This window comes from Ruminococcus sp. CAG:379 (genome assembly GCF_000434255.1).
Taxonomy (GTDB): Bacteria; Bacillota; Clostridia; order Oscillospirales; family Ruminococcaceae; genus Ruminococcus_F; species Ruminococcus_F champanellensis.
Genome location: NZ_FR894834.1, coordinates 1 through 2,379, shown reverse-complemented (window position 1 = coordinate 2,379; position 2,379 = coordinate 1). Strand labels below are relative to the sequence as shown.

Below are 2,379 nucleotides of genomic sequence, written 5' to 3'. Positions count from 1 at the left end.
GGAGCATCCGCTCCGGCTTTTCCGCTTATTCTACAGAAATAATATAATAGTACACCGGCTGTCCGCCATTGACCAGCATAACCTCGATCTTGTCGCTGAGCTTTGCAGAAAGCAGCGCCTGTACATGCTCCGCCTGCTCGTCGGTTACATCCGCCCCGTAGATCAGGGTCACATAGCTTGTGTCCCCCTTCACCAGCCGCCGGGTCAGCTTCACCGCCGCCTTCTCCACGTCCTTGTCCGTAAAGGACAGCTTGCTGTTGTCCAGCGCCAGGATCTCGCCCTTCTTGATCTGATGCCCTTCGTAGTCGGAATCCCGTGCCGCAAAGGTGATCTGTCCGGTGGATACCCGCTCGAACGCCTTGGTCATATTGATCCGGTTGTCCGCCAGGGATGCGCTCTCGTCATAGGCAAGCATGGCAGCAATCCCCTGGGGGATGGTTCTGGTTTGCAGCACGCATACGTTCCGGTCTGCCAGCTTGATGGCCTGCTCTGCCGCCATGATGATATTCTTGTTGTTGGGCAGCACGAACACGGTCTTTGCCGGCGTCGCCATAATGGCCTTGAGAATATCGTCCGTAGAGGGGTTCATGGTCTGTCCGCCCCGGACAACCTGGTCAACCCCCAGATCCGTAAACATGGACTCCACACCCCGCCCTGCGGCAACTGCCACAAAGCCGAATTCCTTCTCCTGCTCTGCCGGGCGGAATTCCTGCTGCTTGGTGATCTTGGCCTCCAGCACCTTGTTCTCATGCTGGATCCGCATATTCTCGATCTTGGGCTTGGGATCGTTGATAAAGCAGCCAAACTCCAGCGCCTTGGTCAGCGCCATGCCCGGGCTGTCCGTGTGCACATGCACCTTGATGATCTCCTCATCGTCCACTACCACCACGCAGTCCCCGATGGTTTCCAGGTATGCCCGCAACTTGGAAGCATCCGGGGAATCCGGATGCTTCTGGACGATGAATTCCGTACAGTAAGTAAAGTTGATGACCTCGTCAAACTCGCCCACAGCGGTGCTGAACTCGACCTTCTTTTCTTCCTTTGCCTTTTCCGCCGGAACCGCAATGCTGCCCCCGTGGAATACCTCCAGCATAGCCTGGAAGATCAGCAGCAGTCCCTGTCCGCCGGCATCCACAACGCCCGCCTTTTTCAGCACCGGCAGCATATCCGGGGTCTTTGCCAGAGTGGCTTCCGCCTCCTTGCAGACCTCCTCCCACAGGATCACCGGGTCATTGGTGGTGTGTACGCATTCCTGTGCCTTGACGCTTGCCATCCGTGCAACGGTGAGGATGGTACCCTCCGTAGGCTTCATCACCGCCTTGTATGCTGCGGACACGCCCAGCTCCAGTGCGTTCGCCATGCTCTCGCAGTCCGCCTCGGTCAGACCGTTCAGCCCCTTGGCAATGCCCCGGAACAGCAGGGACAGAATGACGCCGGAGTTCCCCCGGGCGCCCCGGAGCAGCGCAGATGCCGCCGTATCCGCCACCTGGGAAACGGTTACGTCCTCCCCCATCAGCTCCAGGGCACGGAGCGCCGCCCCCATGGTCATGGACATATTGGTGCCGGTGTCCCCGTCCGGTACGGGGTATACGTTCAGCTCATCCACCGAGCGTTTTTTGTTTGCAATGCTGATCGCTGCGGACATCATAGCGTCCTTGAGCAGTTTTCCGTTTATCACTGTGTGCTCCCCCTTATGAATTCATGCCGTCAATAAATACATTGACCTTGGACACGGTAATGCCCGTTGCTTCCTCCACCGCAAAGCGCACCTTGTTGGAGATGCTGTCGGCGATGGCGGAGATATTGGTGCCGAAGGTCACGGAAATATGCAGGTTGACGATCAGCTTTTTGTCCTTGGACTGAATGGTAACGCCCTTATCGATCTGTTTTGCACGGCGCAGCACGGACAGCAGCGCTTCCTTGGGGGAAGCGTCGTTCATATCCGAAACCCCGAAACAGCTGGTGACAGTATAACCCACCAGGGCGGAAAGATATGCGGCGGTGATGGTGATTTTCCCGATGTGGTTTTCGACGATAATCATGAGATCACTCCTTATTCAGAAAGTACGATACGCTCCCGGCGGCATCCGCCCCGGACAGCACCCTGCACAGGCTGCACAGCATGCCCCGAACGCAGGTGTTCCGGCAAAAGCGTCCATATATTCTTATTATAGCACGGACCTTTGCGTTTTACAAGTGTTTTTTCGCCCATGCTGTTTCCTTTTGGGAGCAGCTTCTTTTGGCGGCCATCTTTTCTGCTTGTTCTTTATGCTCTGGGTGCTCCACTTGCGCTTTGCCGATTTGCTTTTTCAGTTACCTTTTCCTTTTGCATTGCTTTTTATACTCTGGGTGCTAGGGTCACGCATGACCCATCTACCT

At 56.2% G+C, this 2,379-nt stretch carries 2 protein-coding genes; both read right to left on the bottom strand.

What is annotated here, in order from left to right; translation table 11 throughout:
* Positions 1-25: 25 nt before the first annotated feature.
* Positions 26-1,678: a DAK2 domain-containing protein gene (locus QVO51_RS02225; protein WP_281527170.1), complete on the bottom strand. Its 1,653-nt coding sequence runs from the start codon at positions 1,676-1,678 to the stop codon at positions 26-28.
* Between the two features lie 13 nt (positions 1,679-1,691).
* Complete coding sequence (locus QVO51_RS02220; RefSeq protein ID WP_015557406.1) at positions 1,692-2,042, bottom strand: Asp23/Gls24 family envelope stress response protein; 351 nt, start codon at positions 2,040-2,042, stop codon at positions 1,692-1,694.
* Between the last annotated feature and the right edge of the window lie 337 nt (positions 2,043-2,379).

Bases quoted from the DNA above. Each gene is read 5' to 3' on its own strand.
- QVO51_RS02220 (WP_015557406.1), bottom strand. From the start codon at position 2,042: ATGATTATCGTCGAAAACCACATCGGGAAAATCACCATCACCGCCGCA.